This window comes from Pediococcus acidilactici, assembly GCA_024970065.1.
GTDB lineage: Bacteria > Bacillota > Bacilli > Lactobacillales > Lactobacillaceae > Pediococcus > Pediococcus acidilactici_A.
Map to the genome: position 1 here is coordinate 383,741 of CP103908.1, position 20,416 is coordinate 404,156.

20 protein-coding genes are annotated in these 20,416 nt (G+C 44.0%); 14 read left to right on the forward strand and 6 right to left on the reverse strand.

Annotated features, from left to right (window positions below):
• The first annotated feature begins 256 nt into the window (after nt 1-256).
• Nucleotides 257-1,564, forward strand: coding sequence for an NCS2 family permease (locus tag NYR25_01775; GenBank protein UWF34706.1), 1,308 nt, complete (start codon nt 257-259; stop codon nt 1,562-1,564).
• A 72-nt stretch (nt 1,565-1,636) separates the two neighbouring features.
• On the opposite strand, the gene NYR25_01780 is transcribed toward NYR25_01775, so the two are convergent.
• Entirely contained in the window at nt 1,637-3,025 is a 1,389-nt protein-coding gene (locus tag NYR25_01780; protein UWF34162.1) for an amino acid permease, read from the reverse strand.
• A gap of 152 nt (nt 3,026-3,177) precedes the next feature.
• Between NYR25_01780 and NYR25_01785 the strand changes: the two genes are divergently transcribed.
• The gene (locus tag NYR25_01785; protein ID UWF34163.1) at nt 3,178-3,597 is read left to right on the forward strand and encodes an NUDIX domain-containing protein; all 420 of its coding nucleotides are present in this window, start codon (nt 3,178-3,180) and stop codon (nt 3,595-3,597) included.
• Nucleotides 3,598-3,691: 94 nt separating this feature from the next.
• Here NYR25_01785 and NYR25_01790 read toward each other — a convergent pair whose 3' ends face one another.
• Nucleotides 3,692-3,868 (reverse strand): hypothetical protein, encoded by a 177-nt coding sequence (locus tag NYR25_01790; GenBank protein ID UWF34164.1) that lies wholly within the window; start codon nt 3,866-3,868, stop codon nt 3,692-3,694.
• Nucleotides 3,869-3,988: 120 nt separating this feature from the next.
• Here NYR25_01790 and NYR25_01795 point away from each other — a divergent pair, with 120 nt between their 5' ends.
• The 8 genes from NYR25_01795 to NYR25_01830 all read left to right on the forward strand — a co-directional run bounded on the left by NYR25_01795 (nt 3,989) and on the right by NYR25_01830 (nt 9,600).
• A complete protein-coding gene (locus NYR25_01795) occupies nt 3,989-4,558 on the forward strand; it encodes a guanylate kinase (protein UWF34165.1) in 570 nt (189 codons plus the stop codon).
• Nucleotides 4,559-4,618: 60 nt separating this feature from the next.
• Nucleotides 4,619-5,071 (forward strand): transcriptional repressor, encoded by a 453-nt coding sequence (locus NYR25_01800; protein ID UWF34166.1) that lies wholly within the window; start codon nt 4,619-4,621, stop codon nt 5,069-5,071.
• Between the two features lie 117 nt (nt 5,072-5,188).
• Nucleotides 5,189-5,710 (forward strand): hypothetical protein, encoded by a 522-nt coding sequence (locus NYR25_01805; protein UWF34167.1) that lies wholly within the window; start codon nt 5,189-5,191, stop codon nt 5,708-5,710.
• A gap of 12 nt (nt 5,711-5,722) precedes the next feature.
• Nucleotides 5,723-6,571, forward strand: a complete 849-nt coding sequence (locus NYR25_01810) for a hypothetical protein (GenBank protein ID UWF34168.1) — start codon at nt 5,723-5,725, stop codon at nt 6,569-6,571.
• A 148-nt stretch (nt 6,572-6,719) separates the two neighbouring features.
• Complete coding sequence (locus NYR25_01815; GenBank protein ID UWF34707.1) at nt 6,720-7,454, forward strand: amino acid ABC transporter ATP-binding protein; 735 nt, start codon at nt 6,720-6,722, stop codon at nt 7,452-7,454.
• A 12-nt stretch (nt 7,455-7,466) separates the two neighbouring features.
• Nucleotides 7,467-8,300 (forward strand): glutamate ABC transporter substrate-binding protein, encoded by an 834-nt coding sequence (locus NYR25_01820; protein ID UWF34169.1) that lies wholly within the window; start codon nt 7,467-7,469, stop codon nt 8,298-8,300.
• Nucleotides 8,297-8,947, forward strand: coding sequence for an amino acid ABC transporter permease (locus NYR25_01825; protein ID UWF34170.1), 651 nt, complete (start codon nt 8,297-8,299; stop codon nt 8,945-8,947). Before NYR25_01820 ends, NYR25_01825 begins: the two co-directional genes overlap by 4 nt.
• Nucleotides 8,947-9,600: an amino acid ABC transporter permease gene (locus NYR25_01830; GenBank protein UWF34171.1), complete on the forward strand. Its 654-nt coding sequence runs from the start codon at nt 8,947-8,949 to the stop codon at nt 9,598-9,600. Before NYR25_01825 ends, NYR25_01830 begins: the two co-directional genes overlap by 1 nt.
• A gap of 90 nt (nt 9,601-9,690) precedes the next feature.
• Here NYR25_01830 and hflX read toward each other — a convergent pair whose 3' ends face one another.
• The 4 genes from hflX to NYR25_01850 form a co-directional block, all read right to left on the reverse strand.
• On the reverse strand, nt 9,691-10,983 hold the full coding sequence (hflX, locus tag NYR25_01835; GenBank protein ID UWF34172.1) for a GTPase HflX: 1,293 nt from the start codon (nt 10,981-10,983) through the stop codon (nt 9,691-9,693).
• 257 nt (nt 10,984-11,240) lie between these two features.
• Entirely contained in the window at nt 11,241-11,921 is a 681-nt protein-coding gene (locus NYR25_01840; protein UWF34173.1) for a histidine phosphatase family protein, read from the reverse strand.
• A gap of 4 nt (nt 11,922-11,925) precedes the next feature.
• Nucleotides 11,926-13,557 (reverse strand): APC family permease, encoded by a 1,632-nt coding sequence (locus NYR25_01845; GenBank protein ID UWF34174.1) that lies wholly within the window; start codon nt 13,555-13,557, stop codon nt 11,926-11,928.
• 47 nt (nt 13,558-13,604) lie between these two features.
• Nucleotides 13,605-14,252, reverse strand: coding sequence for a histidine phosphatase family protein (locus NYR25_01850; GenBank protein UWF34175.1), 648 nt, complete (start codon nt 14,250-14,252; stop codon nt 13,605-13,607).
• A 139-nt stretch (nt 14,253-14,391) separates the two neighbouring features.
• Here NYR25_01850 and NYR25_01855 point away from each other — a divergent pair, with 139 nt between their 5' ends.
• The 4 genes from NYR25_01855 to coaA all read left to right on the forward strand — a co-directional run bounded on the left by NYR25_01855 (nt 14,392) and on the right by coaA (nt 20,177).
• Nucleotides 14,392-16,689 carry an AAA family ATPase gene (locus NYR25_01855; GenBank protein UWF34176.1) on the forward strand — a complete coding sequence of 766 codons (2,298 nt, stop codon included), beginning with the start codon at nt 14,392-14,394 and terminating at the stop codon, nt 16,687-16,689.
• A gap of 141 nt (nt 16,690-16,830) precedes the next feature.
• Nucleotides 16,831-18,507: an acetolactate synthase AlsS gene (gene alsS / locus NYR25_01860; protein ID UWF34177.1), complete on the forward strand. Its 1,677-nt coding sequence runs from the start codon at nt 16,831-16,833 to the stop codon at nt 18,505-18,507.
• 11 nt (nt 18,508-18,518) lie between these two features.
• Nucleotides 18,519-19,223: an acetolactate decarboxylase gene (gene budA / locus NYR25_01865; GenBank protein UWF34178.1), complete on the forward strand. Its 705-nt coding sequence runs from the start codon at nt 18,519-18,521 to the stop codon at nt 19,221-19,223.
• 36 nt (nt 19,224-19,259) lie between these two features.
• Nucleotides 19,260-20,177: a type I pantothenate kinase gene (gene coaA, locus NYR25_01870; GenBank protein ID UWF34179.1), complete on the forward strand. Its 918-nt coding sequence runs from the start codon at nt 19,260-19,262 to the stop codon at nt 20,175-20,177.
• Nucleotides 20,178-20,416 lie beyond the last annotated feature (239 nt).

Below are 20,416 nucleotides of genomic sequence, written 5' to 3' on the forward strand. Positions count from 1 at the left end.
GGTTCATATTATACGCCTTACTGATAAAACAGCTAATTTAGGAAGTTTACAGTTCGGGAAGAATAAAAAAGTTTATATAATGCTGATTTTTTATAAAAATAATGCAAAAAAACATCCGTTTTATAGTAAAACACGAACTATAGAGGTTGATAAATGAAATAAAGTATGGAATAATCAGTTTGTAAATAAAACAATTTATCACACGGAGGGTCAAATCGTGGAACAAAACTTAAAGGAAGTCTCATCATTAGGGATTTTGGACAAAACGTTTCATCTAAGTGAAAACCAAACCACTGTGAAACGGGAAGTTTTAGCAGGGTTAACAACGTTTGTTTCGATGGCGTATATTTTATTTGTAAATCCTAGTATTTTGGGGCAGGCTGGGATGGATAAGGGTGCAGTATTTACTGCAACGGCACTTTCCGCAATTATTGGTTGTGTACTAATGGCGTTTTTAGCTAATTATCCAATCGCGGTCGCTCCCGGTTTGGGGGATAATGCCTTTTTTACCTTTTCCGTGGTTTTAGGAATGGGGATTCCGTGGCCTAAGGCAATGGCTGGAGTATTTATTGCTTCGGTGTTATTTACGATTCTTTCTTTGGTGAAAGTTCGTGAAATGGTGATTGACGCAATCTCGCAAGATTTAAAGTTGGCAATGGCTGCTGGAATTGGTATTTTTATTGCATTTATTGGCCTACAAGGTGGGGGATTAGTCACGGCTAGTAAAACGTCCCTAGTTGAAATGGGGTCATTGTCGGTGCCAACGACTTGGCTAACAATTTTTGGTGTGTTTGTAATTGCAATTTTAATGGCGCGTAAAGTTCCTGGCTCAATTTTTATTGGACTAGTAGCAACCGCATTATTAGGCTTAATTACGGGTTTAATTAAAATGCCAACTAGCATCATTTCACTCGCTCCTAGTATGAAACCAACCTTTGGAGTAGGAATTCACAACTTGCCTTCGATCCTTGACCCACAAATGTGGGCAGTTGTGCTGATTTTGTTATTAGTTGCTTTCTTTGATACTGCAGGGACACTAATTGGTTTGGCGCAACAAGCTGGAATTATGAAAAATAATAAGATGCCTCGGATTGGTCAAGCGCTCATGGCAGACTCATTTTCAATGCTTGCTGGTTCCGTAATGGGAACGACCCCTACCTCAGCTTACGTAGAGTCTTCTGCGGGAATTGCCGTAGGTGGGAAAACTGGATTAACCTCATTAACGGTGGGAGTGCTCTTCGTCTTCAGTATGCTATTTTCTCCACTATTAACGGTAGTTACCACGCAAGTTACTGCACCAGCATTAATTATTGTTGGGGTGTTGATGGCTTCAGCATTAAGAGAGATTCAATGGGATAAGTTTGAAATTGCGATGCCAGCGTTCTTGACAATTATCGGTATGCCATTAACGTATAATATTTCCTATGGGATGGCATTTGGTTTTCTAACTTACCCAATCCTTATGACCGTAGCAGGTCGGCGCAAGGAAGTTAACTATATTGTTTGGATATTAATGTTTGCCTTCGTGTTAATGCTTTACGTATTGAATATGTTACCAAAATAATTAAACCAATAAAAAGAACAGGCTCCCCTCCTAAATTTAGGAGAGGAGCCTGTTCTTTCGCATCTATATAGGTTATTCAGCCAATTTACTATGTCGCATGCCATAGCTAAAGTAAATGATTAAGCCGATTGCAAACCAGATTGCCGAACCAATCCAAGTTTCTAATGAAAGGGTCGAAATCAAGTAAACACACGCGATAACTGAAATGATTGGGATCACTGGGTAACCAGGTACTTTAAAGCCGGTCCCTGGGATGTCAGTTCGGCGACGTAAGGGGATTACCCCTAACGAAATTAGTCCGAAGGCAAACAGCGTTCCCATGTTTACTAGGTTGGTAAGCTGGTCAAGGGGAACGAAACCGCCGAGTAGCGCGATGAAAATCGTAACGACTACCAAAGCGTTTTTAGGAGACCGGTGCGGGCCTTCTAGTTGGCCTAGCAAGCGCGGCAAGAGACCGTCCCGCCCGGTTGCGTAAACTAAACGAGAACTACCATAAATCATGGAAATCATCATGGTGGTCATCCCAGCCAAGGCACCTACAGATAGCAATCCAGCAATCCAATTTTGGTGGACTAGTTGTAAGGCGAAGGATACGGGGTTGGCCACGTTGAGTTGGCTATAAGGCACCATTCCAGTTAGGACCACTGCTACCGCTACGTAAAAGATTGTGGCAACAATCAATGTACCGATGATTCCAATAGGCATGTTTTTAGCTGGATTTTTAACTTCTGCTGCGGATGCCGAAACGGTGTCAAAACCTAAGTAAGCAAAGAAGACGGTGGATGCACCGGCCAAGGTCCCGTGAATTCCAAATGGAAAGTACGGTTGCCAGTTACTTGGTTTAACGTAAAAAATACCCACACCGATAAAGATCAAAATAATCGCAATTTTGACGAAAACCATTAAATTATTAATTCGAATCGAAGATTTAAAACCTCGGTTGAGTAGAAAACCGATTAAAAGTACGATGATTACGGCAAATAAATTAATATAGGTTCCGTGTTGCGGATCAAATGGTCCAGCAATCGCGGCGGGCAGATGACCACCAAATCCCTTAACTAAAGATCCGAAGTAAGCGGACCACCCGGTGGAAACTGCCGCCACCGCCAGGACGTACTCTAAAATCAATGCCCAACCTAGCAGCCAGCCGAGTAGTTCGCCGTAAATAATGGTTCCGTAGGAGTAGGCACTTCCTGCAACGGGAATTGAAGCGGCAAATTCTGCGTAACACATCCCTGCCAGAGCACAAACTAAGGCAGCAATCACGAATGAAAGGGTGATTGAAGGACCGGCTTTTAACGCCGCCACGGTTCCAGGAAGGATAAAAATCCCGGTCCCAATCACCGCACCAATTCCTAAGGCTAAGAGATCCTTAGCACCTAGCGTCTTTTCAAATTGAGAATCTACTTTCAGATAATTAGCTAACGATTCTTTACGAAAAATATTATGTTTTAGTTGCATAGGCCACTTCCTCTCTAATGTTTTTCTAATAATACGGGACAAAGTTAAGGCTGTCAACGGAAACCAAAAATCTGTGCAGGTTAAATTTGCTAAACTAGTGCAATTAGAGACTGGTATAATTAAAAAAGTAAGCAAAAAACGGAGGAATGGCGATGGCTTTAGAATTGGATGGTGGAGCAGTAGTTTACCAAATGCGTGCGGGAATTCCGTATTATTTATTATTAAAGAGCGCTACAAGCGGCTTTTGGGGCTTTCCTAAGGGACATTTAGAAAACACGGAATCAGCGATTGAAGCGGCCGAACGAGAAATTAGGGAAGAAACGGGCATTGTTACTAGGGTCGACGACCGGTTCTACGATGTTTTAAACTATCGGGTTGGCGAAAATGATAAAAAAGTAACTTTGTTTACGGCCCGGGTTCCAGAAGACACGGTGGTGCGTTTGCAAAAAGAAGAAATCAGTATGGCGGCGTGGCTTGATTATGCAGCTGCGAGAAAAAGGCTAACCTACCTCAACTTAAAGCAGGCGTTAGACAACGCAGACCAATATGTTCGGAAAGCCGAGCAGCAATAAGAGCTTCGACTTTCAAAGCAAACAAAAAGAGGCCATGACATCGCGGGTCATGGCCTCCTTGCTTGCGTTTGATAAAGCTTTTTAAGAGTTAAAGTTATGCTAACTTGCTGAATGAATTTTCTTCGAGGCTTTGAAGATTTTGAATCGCTTCTTCAATGGTTACGCCTGTAGCTTGAAACTCTGGTTGGGCTTTATCATTAGCGATAAAAACCTGTTTTTCAGTATCAAGTGCGATACTGTACCAAGCTGTACTGTACTTTTTAAATTGCATAATGATAAACCTCCTAAATCATGAATTTTAGAAGCGGGAAAAGCGCTTCCAATTGATACGATACCTTAATTTACAATATTTTAAACAAAAATGCAAATATTTAAGCTTGGAGTAAGGGAAATGAATAAGATTATTGTAATAGCAGGGCCTACGGGTTCGGGAAAAACCACGGTGGCAGATTATTTTAACCAACGTTACGGAGTTGCAAAAGTAATTACCCACACCACTCGCCCTCAAAGAACTAACGAAAGGCAGGGGGTAGATTATTATTTTGAAACGGCGGAGTCGTTCGACCAGAATCATTATTTGGAACAAGTTCAATACGCGCATTACCGGTACGGTTCCTCTTATGAAGGGCTCACCCAAGCGTGGCAAAAGAATCCGGTTGCTTGCATAGTGTTGGATACGGCCGGTGCGATTACCTACCAACAAAAATTAGGTGATCAAGTAGCAATTTTATTTTTGCGAGTTCAAAAAGAGGACACGCTGAAAAAAAGGTTGTTAAAGCGGGGCGATAGTTTAGCATCAATTACTAAACGAATTAATAGTCCCGAATATCGTCGTGATATGGAATTGCCAAAAGAACTACAAGGGAAAGCAACCGTAATCGACAACGATGATTGGCAAACTACTAAACAAAAGCTTGATGCATTTTATATGGAAATTAAAAAGCAGACGTTGGACGTTTAAATGCGCCCCTAAATATGTTAATGTAAAGCGTAATAATTACTATTTACGAGGTGGCAAACAGTGGATAAAAGCCCAATTGCGATTGCGATTAAAATATTGAAAGCGAATGGCTATAAAATTACGCGTCAACGGCAGAGTTTGTTAGAGCTACTTGCACAAAGTGGTGATCGTTATCTGGAATTAACCGAATTAGACCGCTTGATGCGCCTAGAATTTCCAAAAATGAGTCACAACACGATTTACCGAAACGTTAAAGAATTTGCGGCGCTGGGGATTGTTGAAGAAAACCAAAATGAAAGTGATGGAAAGACGGAAGTAAAGTTGGATTGTAACGAACACCACGCGCACCATCATCACTTTATCTGCAACCAATGTGGAAAAGTACAGGAGTTAAAAATGTGTCCATTAAGCTTTTTTAGCGATCAGCTCCCAGGTGCTGAGATCACCGGACACCATTTTGAATTGTACGGCGTTTGTGCGGAGTGTGCAGAAAATGCCCGCGTAACAAAATAAATAAATTGTCAATTTTATCGAAGAAAGTTTTAAAGTTATTGCAAACTTGGGGAAGATTTGGTTACCCAAGCGCGTTTTTTTGGTATGCTAACGTTTGGAAATATGGAGGGAGATAGAATGGCATACAGAACACCACCTTTTTTAACGCCAATTGCCATCGTTACCATGGTAATTGCGCTGAGTGCGACGAACGTAATTGTTAATAAAGCTACTAATACTTCTGAAGGGGCTCCAGTGCGTTCTTCAAAAGTTGTTGAAAGCAGCGAACCAGAAAAGAAACCTTCGAGTGATGATGAACATTCTAAGGATAAATCAGCAGAATCATCATCTAGTGCTGAAGAGAGCAGCAAACCGAGTGAAGATACTTCAAGCAGTGAGGAAAGTTCTCAACCGACTGATAATCAAACCCAGGACAACTCTTCCTCAACAACGACCAAAGACGCCAATGGAAACGATAATACAACGAGTGGCGCAAACAATGATGACCAAACCACGACGGATAATTCAGCAGATGCTAGTTCAGGATCGGGGGCAGCTACTTCAGAAGGTCAAGGCAGTTCCCAACCAGCAACGAATCAAAAAGCTGCCGTCCAAAAGGCTACGACTACCAATACTAACACCGCGAATGCCGGCCAATAAGGGGGGATAAATGTGATTTCATTTCTAACATTATTAAGCCATTACATGGGCATGATTAGCGTTAAGAGTAAGTTGAAAAACCAAATTTACACCATCATGGCCTTTGTGGGAAATTGGTATTTGTTATACATTGGGATTCGCTTTATCCAAAATGGCGGATATACGCGAGGATTATTGCTACTAGCAATTTTCTTGATTTTCCTTTATTTCTCAATTATGAACATTTACTATTATTTCACCAATAAGCAAGCGCCGTTTGATATTTCTCCAATTTTGGAAAAATACATCGGGGGCGCACCTGAAGAAGTGCGGGAAAAAGAAGAGTTTCGGCGCCGCCTTTCGCGGGTAGAAAGGCAAAGTCGCCAAGTTGCAAGCCCAGGCGGGTTTTTTGACCAAAAGGCGTTACTGCCGGCAACCATCACTTCATCTGCTCAGCAACAAAAAAACATTCAACAAATTGCGGAAAAGATGATCCAAACGGGAATGGCCTTTGTGGATTACGGAGGACGTACTGACGATGAGTTACGGACGGAAATGCCTGCGCAACAAACTGAGACGTACGCAATCGGTGATATGGGGGTCACCATCCCGTATGCAGAAGTTCAACTTGTCAATGGTAAACCCACCATCATGGCCGGAATGAACCGAATGGAAGCCGTTCCGGTGGGGGAAATTACCAAAGTTGGCTTATCTAGTTATCAAGCTGCTAAAGCTGAAAACCATTTGTATTTAGCAAACGCCTTTTTAGTTGGTGGCGAGAAAAAAGTGCGCGGTCGTTCTGGAATGATTGTGGAAAATGAACCATACCGCTTAAAAATTAATATTGCTTATAAACGGCGCCAATCCTCACTTTCTAAGTGATTAGGCGCGTAATTATTAAGACCTGTCAATGTATTTACTTTGACAGGTCTTTTTTTGTCCAGTATAGTCAATATAACCAAAAATTTATCTAATTTTAATCTTTTATTAATGCAAACGGGTAAATGGAAATGGAGGGATCAAGATGTCGATGATCGAATTTCATAATGTGGAAAAGTATTACGGAAAGTTTCATGCCTTAACCAACGTTAATCTAACCATTGAAAAGGGAGAAACGGTGGTGTTGATTGGACCATCTGGTTCAGGAAAAAGTACCTTGATTCGAACCATTAACGGTTTAGAGAGTATCGATAGTGGTCAATTAATTGTCAACGGATTTGACTTGGCTAACCGACAAACCAATATTAATAAGATTCGGCGAGAAGTGGGGATGGTTTTCCAGCATTTTAACTTGTACGATAACAAGTCCGTTTTAGAAAACATTATGTTAGCTCCCCGGGTCGTGCTTAAACGGCCCGAAGAGCAGAACCGGCAGTTAGCTATGGAATTGCTTGACCGAGTGGGACTAGCAGAAAAGGCTGATAGCATGCCTGCCATGTTGTCAGGAGGTCAAAAGCAACGGATTGCGATTGCTCGCAGTTTAGCTATGCAACCCAAATGCATCTTATTTGACGAACCAACTTCTGCGCTTGATCCCGAAATGATCGACGATGTTTTAAACGTAATGAAGCAAATTGCTCGTGATTCGGCCATGACGATGGTGGTAGTAACCCACGAAATGGGCTTTGCTCGCGAAGTAGGGGATCGGGTAATTTTCATGGACGGCGGACGAATTCTAGAGGATGACCGTAAGGAAGAGTTCTTTGACGGGCAACCATCTAACGAACGGGCTCGGCAATTTCTCAGTAAAATTATCAAACACTAGGAGGTGGGTCCCATGCGCAGACGTTTTAAAATGCTTTTTATGGGGCTGACGGCGTTGCTTTGTCTAGGCTTTTTAAGCGGTTGTACAAAGCAGGAAGCAAAACAACGTGACGCTTGGCAAGCCGCTCAGCAAACTAAAACCCTTACTTGGGGCGTGAAGGCCGATACCAAGCTGTTTGGGTTAATGGACGTAAAGGACTCCCAAATTAAGGGGTTTGATATTGACATTGCTAAAGCGTTGACGAAGCAAATGCTGGGAAAAGACGCGCAGGCTAAGTTTGTTCAAGTAACTAGTCAAACCCGGATTCCACTGCTGAAGAATGGTAATTTGGATGCAGTGATTGCGACGATGACGATCACTAAGGACCGGCAAAAAGTAGTTGATTTTTCAGACTCCTATTTTGATGCCGGACAATCCCTGTTAGTTCCTAAAGACAGTAAGATCCACAGTGTAAAGGATTTAAACCATCCGGGGACTAAGGTGATTGGAGTGGTTGGTGCTAATTCGGTCAGCAACGTTAAAAAAGTTGCTCCTAAGGCACAGGTAATTCAGCTGCAAGATTATGCTCAAGCACTTACGGCACTAAAATCCGGACAGGGAGCGGCTTTAACTACGGATAACGGTATTTTATTTGGGATGGCGGTTGATAACCCCCAATTTAAAGTAGTCGGGAAGGCGTTCACTAAGGAACCTTATGGGATCGCCATTAACCAAAACCAACCAGCATTGAAGAAACACATTAACCAAGCGTTGCAAGAAATTATTGCAAACGGGGAGTATAACCGACTCATCAAGAAATGGTTTGGCGATATTCCTGGATTTAATTACCGGGAGGTGGAACGATGATTAACATTTTAACTAATCATAGTGCAGAGCTCTTTAGTGGACTCGGACAAACGCTACTTTGTAGTTTGATTGCGTTATTTTTTAGTTTAATAATCGGTTCCCTTTTTGCTATCATGGAAGTTTTACCCAGCCGGTTAGCACGGACCATTGGACGTATTTATGTGGAAGTGGTTCGAAACATTCCGCTACTGGTAGTGACCATGTTCTTTTACATCGTGATTCCCCGGTACATTCCCGCCGTGAACGGCTTTACCGCCGGAACCATTGGATTGACCATTTACACTTCGGCTTTCATTGCCGAAACGGTGCGGGCGGGAATTCAATCGGTAAGTGGGGGCCAAATGGAAGCAGCCCGGTCAAACGGAATGACGTTTAGCCAAGCAATGCGTTATATTGTTTTGCCCCAGGCCTTTAAAATCGTGATTCCACCCCTCGGGAACCAATTTATTAACCTAGTTAAGAACTCCTCAGTGTTAGCTTTCGTGGCTGGATTTGACCTAATGTACGTGGGTAACGACATTGCCTCCACCACTTTTGACACGATTAACTCCTACCTAGTAGTGGGAGTACTGTATCTAATTATTACGATGCCGCTAAGTTACTACATGCGGTACCTAGAAAAACGGACGAATCGAGGTGTCGCCTAATGCACGCATTTATGGAAGCCTATTCCGCGGTAAATTTAGCGTTCTTGTTAAAGGGGCTGTGGATAACTATTGAAGTTTCGGTGATTTCGATTATTTTTAGCTACGTGCTCGGTGGTATTCTTGGATTAATTCGGTACCTTAACGTGCGTTATTTATCAGCATTTGTGGGGCTTGTGATCGACGTAATTCGGAATTTACCCCTTTTGCTAATGTTTTTCTTCGTCTACTTTGGATTGCCTAATTTAGGAATTCGGTTGGGAATCTTACCATCTTCAATTTTGGCACTAACGGTGTTTGAATCAGCCATGATTGCGGAAATTATTCGGGGCGGAATTGTTTCGATCGATAAAGGCCAAATGGAAGGCGCCCGGGCGAACGGGTTATCGTATTGGCAAGCAATGCGTTACATTATTTTGCCACAGGCGCAGGTCCGGATGATTCCCGCTTTGGTTAGCCAATTCATTTCGTTGATTAAGGATACCTCTTTAGCGACGATCATCATGCTTCCGGAGATGATGTATCACGCGCAAATCATTTACGGGCAAAACACAAACTATATTATTCCAATGTTTGTAGCTCTAGCAGGAATGTACTTCGTGGTCTGCTATACGTTGTCGATCGTCTCGCGAAAACTAGAGAAGAAATTAGCCTAAGCTTTTTAAGATTAATAAAAACGGCATTCAAACCCATTCGTTATCGAAACAGGGTTGAATGCCGTTTTTGCGTTAAGTGCTAACGAAATTTTAAATTTGATCTTCCGGTTGGACAACGTACTGGGCAAGCCGTTGATAATCACTGTCCTTTAGTTCGGCGGTGATTTTAGTTCCTTGATCGGTGTAGGAAGTTTTCTTTACGTCGGCGTTGCCGTTTAAGAAGTTGACCACTTGACCTTCATCAAAAGGAATTAAGAAATCAGCACGTACGTAGTTTTTAAATACTTGCTTTTTAATTAACGAAGTTAGCATTTCAAGTGATTGAAGCTGCTTGGCCGAGTAGGTGAGTTCGGTTCCATCCAGCGTAGGGTAAGCGATGCCTGCCCGGTCGGCCTTGTTAAAGGCGTAGATCATGGGAACGTCGGTAACCCCGATTTCTTGGAGGGTATCTGCAGTAGTTTGCATCATTTCCCGATAATGCGGGTCGGATACGTCCACAACTTGCACAAGGAGGTCCGCTTTAGCAGCTTCCGATAGGGTAGAACGAAAGGCCTTTACCAACTGGTGCGGTAAATTGCTGACAAACCCAACCGTATCACTGAGAATCAGTTCCTTTTGGTCCGGGAAGGTTAGTTTACGCACACTAGTGTCCAAGGTGGCAAACAACATGTCCTTTTCGAACACCTGCTTGTCTTCATTGCGGCCGTACATACTAATCAATCCATTCATCGTGGTCGACTTTCCAGTATTGGTGTACCCCACCAAGGCCACGCTAGGGATGTCCTTTTTATCCCGGCGCTGGCGTTGCACGTTGGCCGAAGTGGACATTTCTTTAAGTTCCTGGTTGATGTGGTTGATCCGGTTGCGGATCGTCCGCCGATTTAATTCTAGCTTAGTTTCACCAGCCCCCCGGTTAGTGAAGCCACCGCCGGTATTTCCGGCAGTTTGTTGGTCAAGACGCTGGGTAGCGCTAGTCCGCAAACGGGGGAGCTGATATTGCAACTTGGCAAGTTCAACTTGGAGACGGGCCTCTTTTGAACGAGCCCGGTTAGCAAAGATTTCTAAAATCAAACCGGTGCGGTCGATAACCCGCAGCTGGGTTTCCTTTTCTAAATTACTAAGCTGACTAGGGGTTAATTCGTCATTAACCACCAGGGTTTCGACTTCGCGAGCCGCAGCTACTTGGGTTAATTCTTCAATCTTTCCCTTACCAAAATAGGTTGCGGCGTTAGGCCGTTCTAACTTTTGGGTAAGCTGGTCCATCACACTCATGTGGTTAGCAGACGCTAACGACTTAAGCTCTGCCATGGCGTAATCCAAGTTAACGCCAGGAAGTTCTAGACCGGCAATAATAATTGGTTCTTCGTTAATTTCTTCGTTCATATAAGAATGGCCTCCAAATTATTGAAAACGTTTATATAATTATATCATGGATTAAGCGGGCGTAAAAAAATAAGCATTTTATGGGGTGATAAACTGCGAATTCGTTAAGTGATCAAAAACGAGCAGTGTGGCGGTGGCTGTATTTGTTTGGGGTCGTGGAGGTACAGTTGAAACGTGTTCCCAGCCCCAACTCCTTCCGGTTAACTAAAAAATAGACCTAATTGTCTCGACAATTAGATCTATTTCTCAGTTAATCCTCACGAGTTACCCGGGGCTGGGAACACTCTGCCAAAATATTCCACCACTCCATCTTGGTCCCTCAATTTCAATTTGGTAACACTCCCGTTGCGGGGGCTATGGGACACGTCAATTTCTGGGTTGAACATAGAAGTCAAAATTCGAATCAAAGTTCCGTGCGATACCACTAACACGTTATCACCATCGTTAGCTTGGTCAAATGTGTAGTCCAAGCCTTGTTGCAAACGGGTGGTGATTTCCGTATAGCTTTCGGCATCGTGGAACGGATCCACGTTTTTCCACACGTCGATGGCCGCCTTGATACCATGCAAAGCGGTCATGGCGTTCAGGGTCGGTTCAATTGTGGAATGTTGTTGATAAAGTTTAAATTCGGTTTCTACCGAATTAGCACCTTCGAAATAACCAAAAAATTGTTCCCGAAAAGCTGCAATTGGTTCAATGCTTTTTTCGGGTAGCGGGTGGTGATTTCGTTGGTTGATGAACCGAGCTGTTTTAATTGCCCGGGTAGTATCCGAACAGTAAGCGCGGGCAAAATCCACATTCGCTAAGAAATCACCTGCTTGTTGGGCGTCGTGCACCCCTTTTTCGGTAAGTGGTGAATCGGACCAGCCTTGTAAATGACGGTACCGGTTGAATAAGGTTTGTCCGTGACGTACAAAGTAATAGTTAACAGTTTTCATGAATCTATGCTTTCTTAAATGATTTTCTAAAGATGTTAAAGAAGAGGAAGTAAACCGCTAAGGTAATGACCACGATAATTCCCCAAGCAATCACGCCAGACCAAACGTCGGCACTGTAGTGACCCTTAATTACTAGGTAGGCGCCCACAATGAAGGTTAAGATTGCAAATGGGTAGGAAGCCCGAGAAGTCTTCTTCAAATGGTTCCGTTCTACCCAGGCCATGTAAGGAAGCAACGCGGATAGGGCAATGAAAATTACCGGTATGATAATGTTCAAGGCTAATTCCTTATCGTACAAAGCGGTTCCTGGCGTCGCGTCGGTTGGACGAACCCCTAATAATGAGAAGACGATGGTGATTACAAAGCACCAAGCTCCCACTAACCAAGCAAGAACGTCGTTTTTAATGAAGACGTAATCACTGTGGAATTCTTTACTCTTTTGCCGAATGCGCATGAAGGCAAAGAAGACAAAACTGGTTACGAACGGTGAAACAATTCCGTTGATGTTCAAAAGCCAATTGAACATGTCGTTAATGCTTGGTAGCCAGTTACTGAGGAAGAGTACCAGCGAAACGATTCCGGTAGTTAACCAGTATCCGTTGATTGGCAAACCATCGCTATTTAACTTACCTAATGATTTAGGCAGGTACTTCATAGCGACGTCAGACAAGAAGATCCGCGTGCTGGCGTCCAAAATAACCGCCAACTGGGCAAACATGTAAAGGGCTTGGCTCACTGCAAAGATGTACATGAGGGTGTCCCCAATTCCAAATTCCTTTCCTAACGCTTGGAAGGCGTAGTAGGAACCGTTCATCTTCAAATCGTAAGGGAGGTGGTGAGCGTTAAAGAACACCGCTAACGAGAACGAACCAAAGACGGTGAGGAAAATCGTCATTAATAGGAGCATCATCATGGCTTTCGGGAAGTCCCGTTTACCATCCTTCATTTCCTTAACGTATGGGGCGGCTAGTTCAGCACCGTTAATCGCGAAAATTAACAACCCAAAGGTAGAAAGGAAATGACCGTCAATTTTAGGGATGAATGCTTTTACGTTAAAGGGTTGTGTGGCAATGTGGCGACCGTGCATCAAAGCAGCAACCGTCATTACCACGAAGAGGATCGTCATTACGAACATGGCCCCGCCGCCCAAAGTACTAAGGATCTCCAACGAGCGGTTGCGGAAAAAGTGCTGGAACCAAATGAAAACTAAGAAGACTACCGCGGTGAAGAGGGCAAAGGCAATCGTGGGCATGTAGGATTGTAAATCTCCGTTACCCTTAACTAACCAACTAATCGAAACCACCACGGAGTTAGCAACGTCAACTACGTATGGTAATCCCGCAATCCAATAGAAGAAGGCCACGATGTATCCGGCGAGGTCCCCGTTAGTTGCGCGAACCCAGGACGCTAAACCACCACCGTCTTCGTTGAAAGTTCCGCCAAGTTGGCCAACCATCATTTCGTAAGGCCAAACAAAAAGTAAAATCATTAAAACCCAAGTAGAAACAATTGCTAAACCTTGGTTGTGAAAATTATAAATTAAATCGTCAAAGCCAATTACGGTAACAAAGTCCATTAGAGCAACTACCGGCCAGCTAATGTACCTTTTTTTTGCATCTAAAGGTGAATTTTCCATTCTTAAGTCTCTCCTATGTAAATTTTTTAGATCCTAAATCTACTATCTTAATTGTTGTATTCAATTAAATGAATTCCATCGTCATCGAGGGTAAACCGGGTAATGCTTCCGTTTTTAGGCCCCCAGGTAATATCTAGTTCGGGATCAGCCTTCGCAGCAATCGAACGGATTGTCGTTCCGTGGCTGACGATGAGGATTTGATCGCCATCGTTAGCGGACGTTAGCAAATCATTAAATCCGCGGTTGATTCGTTCCCAGAACTCGGCGTTATTTTCTGCATCGTGAAAAGGATCGGCAGCTTTAATAGCGTCCTTAGTTTCCGCGATGGGGCGTTCTTCAAGAAATTCGTGGAACGAGCGTTTCCCAGAGATTGGCATCAAAACTTCGAACCAAGTTTGGGCTGAATCGTTACCTTCAAAATAACCGTAGAATTCTTCCCGAAATTCAGATTTCGGTTGGATTTCGGCGGTAGTTTGCTTATTTTCAGCTAAAATGGCCCGGGCGGTGTTCATTGCCCGAGTGGTATCTGATGCGTATACTGCGTCAAACTTGGTGTCACTTAAGCGAACGCCAGCTTGGTGGGCGTCTGCGTACCCCTTTTCGGTTAAGGGGGAGTCGGACCAGCCTTGCATCCGATTGTACTTATTAAAAATGGTTTGTCCGTGACGAACAAAGTACAGCTTTACTTGTTTCATCAGCTTCTGTCCTTCCTTATTTTTTGTAAAACCTCAATCATTCTATCATAAAATAAATTCCCAAAATGGCTTATTTCTTTGTGAAAACGCATAAAAAGGAGTAAAATTTATGTCTAACAAAACCGAGAGGTGAGATAGATTGGCAGACGAAATTTTTAAATATGAAGAAAAACATTTAGCAGAGGTCTTGGACAAGGTGGATATTGCCATGCAAAAGGCCCAAAAAGATGCTAAGAATGCCGAAAATGATCGCGGAGCAATCCAAGATAATTTTTACAACGATGTCCGGATCAACACTTCTAGTTATTCGGGAATGATGGATACAGCAATTTCAATTCGCCAACAGCAACAACTACTTGAAGAGCGTGAAAATAGTTGGCAACACGCAACCAAACAAATTAAAACACTTAAACAAATGAAAAAAAGGCCTTATTTTGCACGGATTGATTTCCACGAAGAGGGCGAGAAGAACGACGAAACCATCTATATTGGGTTGGGGTCGTTTTCGGATACTCCAGACCACTTCTTAATTTATGATTGGCGGGCGCCAATTTCGAGCGTCTATTATGATGGCAAAATGGGCCACGTTGAGTATTCAACCCCGGATGGGCAACAATCCGTGGATCTAAAGTTGAAACGGCAATTTACAATCGAAGACGGTAAGCTAATTTCGGTTTACGACACGGACGAAACGATTGGCGATCAAATGTTATTGAACGCTTTAGGTTCACAATCGGACGTGAAGATGAAGAGCATCGTTTCCACTATTCAACGGGAACAAAATCAAATTATTCGAAACACGTCCGCGGACCTTTTATTTGTCCAAGGGGCGGCTGGTTCAGGAAAAACGGCGGCAATTTTACAACGGGTCGCGTTCTTGTTATACCGTTACCGGGGAAAGCTAACGGCGGGCCAAGTTATTATGTTCTCGCCAAACCAGCTGTTTAACGACTACGTAGACCAAGTGTTGCCTGAATTAGGGGAACAAAACATGGTCCAAATGACCTATTACCAATTTGCCCGGCGGCGGATTCCTAACTTAGATGTGGAAAACTTGCAGCAGCGTTTTGATAAACAACTTACCGACGCGGAACGAAAAATTGACCAGTTTAAGGGAAGTTTACAGTTCTTTAAAGCGTTAACTCGTTACGCACAACACCTTGGAAAGGGTGGGATGCGGTTTAGAAACATCCTATTTAAGGACAAACCCTTCGCTAGTAAAGAGAAGATCAAGGAAATCTACTACTCCTTTAACGATACCTATAGTTTGAGCAACCGAATTGACGGCACCCGAGAAGCCCTAATTCGGATGCTTAACCAAAAGGTCGGCAGTGAACTGCGGACGAAGTGGGTTGAAGAAGCGGTGCAAAACTTGAGTCAGGAAGAAATCCACGAGTTGTTTAAGAACGAACCCCGTGAGTTCAAGGATAATGACGAAGAATTTAAGTTTTTAGCCCGGCAAATCGTGGTTAAGGAGTTAAAACCGGTTCGTAATGCAATTATGCGGAACCGCTTCTTAAGCATTAACGCGCAGTACGTACACATGCTTCGTACCTTACCAAAGTGGTATAAGCTGGAAAAAATTGGGGTTACCGAAGCACAATGGCAAGCCCACGTGGAAAAAATGGTGGAAAACCTCAAAAATCGGCAACTATCGATGGTGGATACCACGGCCTACCTTTACCTATATGATTTAATTACTGGTAAACGGGGCGACCGCTCAATGCGCTACGTATTTATTGATGAAATTCAAGACTATAACGCCTTTCAGTTAGCTTATTTGCGGTACAACTTCCCACGGGCGAAGTTTACTTTACTGGGGGATTTAAACCAGTCAATTTACGCAAACGAAACCAGCAAGACGCTCTTAGCGGAACTTTCGACCATGTTTGATCCAGAAAAGACTAAGGTAGTTCAATTGGCGAAGTCGTACCGTTCAACGCAACCAATTACGGACTTCACCAAGGAAATTTTAGAAGAAGGCGAAGCAATCGAAGCGTTTAATCGCCAAGGGGAATTGCCCCGAGTCGCCGTTACGCAAGACCAAGCTAAAATGCTTAAGGTGGTCCAAGCTCAATTAGCCCGCGATCGCCAAGACCATGAAACCACCGCAATTATTGGTCGGAGTTTAGCAGAGTGCGAGCAAATTACGAAGCAATTGCAAGCTGCGGGCGAAAAGGTCACCTTGATTCGCACGGAAAATCAACGGTTGGTTGAAGGAACCCTCGTGGTACCTTCCTTCCTAGCGAAGGGATTGGAATTTGATTCGGTAATCGTTTGGGATGCGAACGCGAAGAATTACCAAAGTCATCGTGACGAGCAGTTGTTATACACCATCTGTTCTCGGGCTATGCACCGGTTGTTAGTGGTGGCAGAAGGACAATTAAGTCCGCTGATCGCAAAAATTCCCCAATCGTTATACCAAACGATCGACTAGGTTTTTCACAGGTGGATAAATGGGATTCTAGCAAATAGAGTTAGTAGAAGTTAAAAAAGCGGCATTTACCCGATCCACGGTAATAAAATTCTGATATAGTAGTTATGTAAACACTTTCAAGACCCCCTAAGGAGGAAAATGATGATTCAAAGCAGTTATACGGGAGCGGATTCGATTTTGGACAGCCTCATCAACCACGATGTGGATTATATTTTTGGGATTCCAGGTGCCAAAATCGACTTACTATTCGAGCAGTTAGAGCATTCTAATCGGGCGCGTAAGCCACGGTTAATTATTACCCGGCACGAACAAAATGCAGCCTTTATGGCGGCTGCGGTCGGCCGGATTACCGGAAAACCAGGAGTGGTCTTGACCACCTCCGGTCCCGGCGTGGGAAACTTAGCTACCGGATTAGTTACCGCGACGGCAGAAGGGGATCCGGTGTTAGCGATCGGTGGACAAGTTCCGCGTAACGACCTTTTGAGGTTAACCCACCAAAGCATGCGCAACGCGGCCTTATTTGAACCAATCACCAAGTACAGTGTGGAAGTGCAAGAACCAGAAAACATCTCGGAAGTCTTGGCAAATGCTTATCGGGCAGCCGAGTCGTCTAAACAAGGGGCAAGTTTTGTGAGTTTTCCACAAGACGTGGTGAACGCGCCAGTTAGCACCCAGCCAATCCAGCCCTTGAAAAAGCCCATTTTAGGGCCGGCGAGTCCTGATGAAATCAAGAAATTGGCGGAAGCCATTAAAAACGCCCAACTCCCCGTGTTATTACTAGGAATGCGGGCTTCTTCACCAGAGGTTACCCAAGCAGTGCGCCAGTTAGTCAAGGAATCTGATTTACCGGTTGTGGAAACTTTCCAAGGGGCGGGAATTATTTCCCATGATTTGGAAGATCACTTCTACGGTCGGGTCGGACTTTTCCGCAACCAACCTGGGGATAAACTGTTGAAGCATAGTGACCTGGTTATTACGGTCGGGTACGATGCAATCGAATATGAACCGCGCAACTGGAACGCGGAAGGGGATGGCAAGATTCTCGTAATCGATGACTCACCATCCGAAATTGATCATAACTTTGAACCTGAAAAAGAATTAGTGGGCGACATTGCCCAAACTATTAACCTCTTAACACCACACCTTACGGGTTACCAAATTAGTAATGACGGAGAGCAGTACTTAGAGCAGTTACGGGAACAACAAAACCAACAGGACTTACCACCCGAAGCAGAGGCCGATACCCAACGGATTCATCCGTTATCACTAATTTCGGCGCTACAATACCGGGTCGACGATGAAATGACGGTTTCGGTAGACGTGGGGAGTTTCTACATTTGGATGGCGCGGCACTTTAGAAGTTATCAACCACGGCACCTCCTATTTAGTAACGGAATGCAAACTCTAGGAGTTGCCTTACCATGGGCGATTTCAGCGGCATTGTTACGTCCAGGACACAAGTCAGTTTCCGTTTCAGGCGACGGGGGCTTCCTGTTCTCCGCCCAAGAATTAGAAACGGCCGTGCGGGAAAATCTAGATATTGTGCACATTATTTGGAACGATGGGCACTACGACATGGTTAAGTTCCAAGAAGAACTAAAATATGGTAAGGCTGCGGGGGTAAACTTCGGACCAGTTGACTTTGTTAAACTGGCTGAAAGTTACGGCGCCAAAGGCTTACGAGTTGATGGACCAGCAGATTTAGGAAAGAAGCTTGACGAAGCGTTTCAAACAAAGGGACCGGTAGTGGTCGACATTCCAGTTGATTATCGGGACAACGTGAAGTTAGGACAATCTTTGCTGCCAGATCAACTATAGGGGGATTAAATATGGCAAAATTATTTCAACACGGTACGTTAGCAATGCTAGTGGACGGCCTTTTTGGCGGTACGTTGACTGCCGAAGAGTTACTAAAACATGGCGATTTTGGAATTGGGACTGCTGAAGGTCTCGATGGGGAAATCATTATCTTAGACGGAGTGGCTTACCAAGCTTTAGCTGACGGCACCGTCCGAATTTTGGCATCCGACGCCATGTTGCCCTTTGCCGACGTTAACCCGGCAGATTTCGAAGGGCACGTGGTTTTGCCAGAAATTGAAATGACTGAAGTAGCTGCGACACTAGCTAAGGAATTGTCATACCAAAATACGTTTGTGGCAATTAAAATCAGTGGGACCTTCTCGCGGGTGCAAACCCGCGTGGTTAAGGGCCAACAGCGTCCTTACCCAACGCTAAGCGAGACCGCCGCGAAGCAACAAGTCTTTGATGCACAAAACATTAAGGGGACCGTTGTGGGATACTATAGTCCGAAACTATTCCACGGAGCAAGCGTTGCCGGAATGCATTTGCATTTCATCGATGATCAGCACCAATTTGGCGGTCACTTGTTAGATTTTAAGGCTGATCAAGTTAAACTTTCCTGGCAGCTGCTAGACGGCATTGACTTGAGTTTACCGATTAAAGATTCTCAATTTATGAAACACCAAGCTAGCGATATCCGGGAGATTCAACGATCCATCGCTGAGTCAGAATAGTTAAAGGAATTAATCGAAGACGAGGATTTAGTAATCATGCAGGCACAAGGATATTTCACGTTTGACCGTACCGCGTGGCAAAATTTATCAAATCGGGCCGAATTACCGCTGACTCAGCAGCAATTAGCCGATATTAAGGCACTTAACGACCGGATTTCCTTAGAAGACGTCCAGGACGTTTACGTTCCGTTGGTACGGTTACTGCAAAAGAAGTACGCTGATTTTGAAAAATGGAATTGCGATAAATTGGACTTTTTACAAATTCCGGTTAAAAAGACACCGTTTATTGTGGGAATTTCGGGGAGCGTGGCGGTAGGCAAAAGCACCACTGCCCGTCTGCTGCAGGTGCTATTAAGCAACTGGTTTAGTGATTTGAAGACCCAGTTGATTACCACGGATGGTTTTTTGTACCCCAACGCTGAATTAAAGCGACGCCACCTAATGAGTCGGAAAGGATTTCCTGAAAGTTACAACATGAAGGAATTGATCCACTTTTTAAACGCGGTGAAAACGGGGCAAAAGCAAATTAAGGTGCCCAAGTATTCCCACCAAGTCTATGACGTTATTAAGGACGAATACGACGTAATTGACCAGCCCGATATTTTAATTGTGGAAGGCATTAACGTGCTCCAATTGCCGGCTAACGAAACCATTTACGTCAGCGACTTTTTCGATTGGTCGATTTATGTGGACGCAGAGGCGGATTTGATTGAAAAGTGGTTCTTGGAGCGGTTCGGCGTGTTATTGGATACGGCATTCCACGATCCGAGCAACTATTACTATCAGTATGCCCAGATGCCCCGCGAGGAAGCCTTTGCCTACGCGAAAAAGATTTGGCGTGACATCGATTTGAAAAATTTAAAGGAATACATTTTGCCAACCCGTTTTAGAGCGGACATGATCCTGCATAAAACGGAGGGGCACGTGATGGATAATATTTTAGTGCGGGTGTAGGCAACACCGGTGTCTAAATGGGTACAAAAAATGGCTCCCCGTACTGACGGCTATCCAAAAGTGGGCTAACTTAACTAGAGAAGAAAGTGGCACAACAGTTGGGGAGTTTGTGAATATTACTGAAAAACGACCATTATGCTTGAATTTAGCATAGTGGTCGTTTTTGGTTAAGCAGATCAGACTGATATTTGGCTGGATTAAAGGTGAAACGCCAAAACGATTTTTAGAAGAGTTTGCAT

Coding starts and splice junctions, on each gene's coding strand:
- coaA (UWF34179.1), top strand. CDS start 19,260: ATGCAGGCACAAGGATATTTCACGTTTGACCGTACCGCGTGGCAAAAT.
- NYR25_01790 (UWF34164.1), bottom strand. CDS start 3,868: ATGCAATTTAAAAAGTACAGTACAGCTTGGTACAGTATCGCACTTGAT.
- NYR25_01805 (UWF34167.1), top strand. CDS start 5,189: ATGGCATACAGAACACCACCTTTTTTAACGCCAATTGCCATCGTTACC.
- alsS (UWF34177.1), top strand. CDS start 16,831: ATGATTCAAAGCAGTTATACGGGAGCGGATTCGATTTTGGACAGCCTC.
- NYR25_01815 (UWF34707.1), top strand. CDS start 6,720: ATGATCGAATTTCATAATGTGGAAAAGTATTACGGAAAGTTTCATGCC.
- NYR25_01850 (UWF34175.1), bottom strand. CDS start 14,252: ATGAAACAAGTAAAGCTGTACTTTGTTCGTCACGGACAAACCATTTTT.
- NYR25_01830 (UWF34171.1), top strand. CDS start 8,947: ATGCACGCATTTATGGAAGCCTATTCCGCGGTAAATTTAGCGTTCTTG.
- NYR25_01795 (UWF34165.1), top strand. CDS start 3,989: ATGAATAAGATTATTGTAATAGCAGGGCCTACGGGTTCGGGAAAAACC.
- NYR25_01825 (UWF34170.1), top strand. CDS start 8,297: ATGATTAACATTTTAACTAATCATAGTGCAGAGCTCTTTAGTGGACTC.
- NYR25_01785 (UWF34163.1), top strand. CDS start 3,178: ATGGCTTTAGAATTGGATGGTGGAGCAGTAGTTTACCAAATGCGTGCG.
- NYR25_01820 (UWF34169.1), top strand. CDS start 7,467: ATGCGCAGACGTTTTAAAATGCTTTTTATGGGGCTGACGGCGTTGCTT.
- NYR25_01840 (UWF34173.1), bottom strand. CDS start 11,921: ATGAAAACTGTTAACTATTACTTTGTACGTCACGGACAAACCTTATTC.
- NYR25_01845 (UWF34174.1), bottom strand. CDS start 13,557: ATGGAAAATTCACCTTTAGATGCAAAAAAAAGGTACATTAGCTGGCCG.
- budA (UWF34178.1), top strand. CDS start 18,519: ATGGCAAAATTATTTCAACACGGTACGTTAGCAATGCTAGTGGACGGC.
- NYR25_01780 (UWF34162.1), bottom strand. CDS start 3,025: ATGCAACTAAAACATAATATTTTTCGTAAAGAATCGTTAGCTAATTAT.
- hflX (UWF34172.1), bottom strand. CDS start 10,983: ATGAACGAAGAAATTAACGAAGAACCAATTATTATTGCCGGTCTAGAA.